The organism is Stenotrophomonas sp. NPDC077420, from assembly GCF_044543385.1.
In the GTDB taxonomy this organism is placed as follows: Bacteria; Pseudomonadota; Gammaproteobacteria; order Xanthomonadales; family Xanthomonadaceae; genus Stenotrophomonas.
The window spans coordinates 1-1,234 of record NZ_JBITVZ010000044.1 but is presented as its reverse complement, the minus strand read 5'-3'; the positions used below and the strand labels follow the sequence as shown (position 1 = coordinate 1,234).

The following is a 1,234-nucleotide window of genomic DNA, read 5'->3' as shown; positions in this document are numbered from 1 at the left end:
TGAATCGCCCAGGATTTCGTAGACACCTCGCAGCCATAAACTATGGCTTAGGCGGAGGTGGTTATGAGCACGAAGCGTTATACGGATGAGTTCAAGATCGAGGCGGTTCGGCAGATTGTCGAGTACGGCCGACCGGTAGCTGAGGTGGCTGAGCGACTAGGTGTGTCGGTCCATAGCTTGTATGGGTGGAGACGTCAGCACGGCCAGGGAGAGGTGGGGCGTCGCGTTGAGCAGGACCAGAACGCTGAGGTTCGTCGACTTAAGGCTGAGTTGCGTCGCGTCACTGAAGAGCGAGACATCCTAAAAAAAGCCGCCGCGTACTTTGCCAAGGGGTAAGAGCAAAGTACGCCTTCATGAAGTGCCATGTGGATCAGTTCGGGTTGGCAGCCATGTGCCGGGTACTGAGTGTCCATCGCAGCGGTTACTACGCCTGGCTTCGAGGCCCGACAAGCCCCCGCGAACGGGATGACCAACGACTGCTTGGACTGATCAAGCACAGCTGGCTTGAGAGTGGCTCGGTCTACGGACATCGCAAGATCACTTCGGATCTTCGCGAGCTAGGGGAGACGTGTAGCAGGCATCGCGTAGCGCGATTGATGAAGAACGAAGGGCTTCGGGCGATGGTTGGCTATGGCCGTAGACCGCGCCCATTGAGTGGGCCCGTGGGCTCAGTGGCAAAGAACGTCTTGGCGCGCGGTTTCAAAGTAAGTGAACCGAATCGCGCATGGGTAACGGACATCACCTACATCCGAACCTACGACGGCTTCATGTACTTAGCCGTTGTGCTCGATCTGTTCTCACGCCAGGTGGTGGGTTGGGCGACGCGCCCCACGCAGCACACCGACTTGGTTCTGCAAGCGCTGCTCGCTGCGGTTTGGAGGCGCAAACCCGCTCCAGGTTTGCTTCTGCACTCTGACCAAGGAACGCAGTTCACCAGCGAAGACTGGCAGTGCTTCCTGCGTGAGCACGACATCGTATGCAGCATGAGCCGACGAGGAAATTGCCACGACAACGCAGCAATGGAGAGCTTCTTCCAGCTGTTGAAACGCGAACGGATTAAGCGGCGGATCTACAGCAATCACGACGAGGCACGCGCCGATGTCTTCCAGTACATCGAGATGTTTTACAACCCGACACGGCGACACGGTTCCAATGGCGGCCTGTCCCCGATAGAGTTTGAACGGCAGTACGCACTAAACGGCTGAAGAGTGTCTACAAAAGCCTGGGCGATTCA

At 57.4% G+C, this 1,234-nt stretch carries 1 protein-coding gene; it reads left to right on the top strand.

The features are described 5' to 3' along the window. Nucleotides 1–63 precede the first annotated feature (63 nt). Nucleotides 64–1,205 (top strand): IS3 family transposase gene (locus ACIGII_RS19530; RefSeq protein WP_121363484.1). Its coding sequence is split into 2 segments (ribosomal slippage): nucleotides 64–301 and nucleotides 301–1,205, totalling 1,143 coding nucleotides; the frame shifts between segments, so codons are not numbered across the junction. Nucleotides 1,206–1,234: the final 29 nt, after the last annotated feature.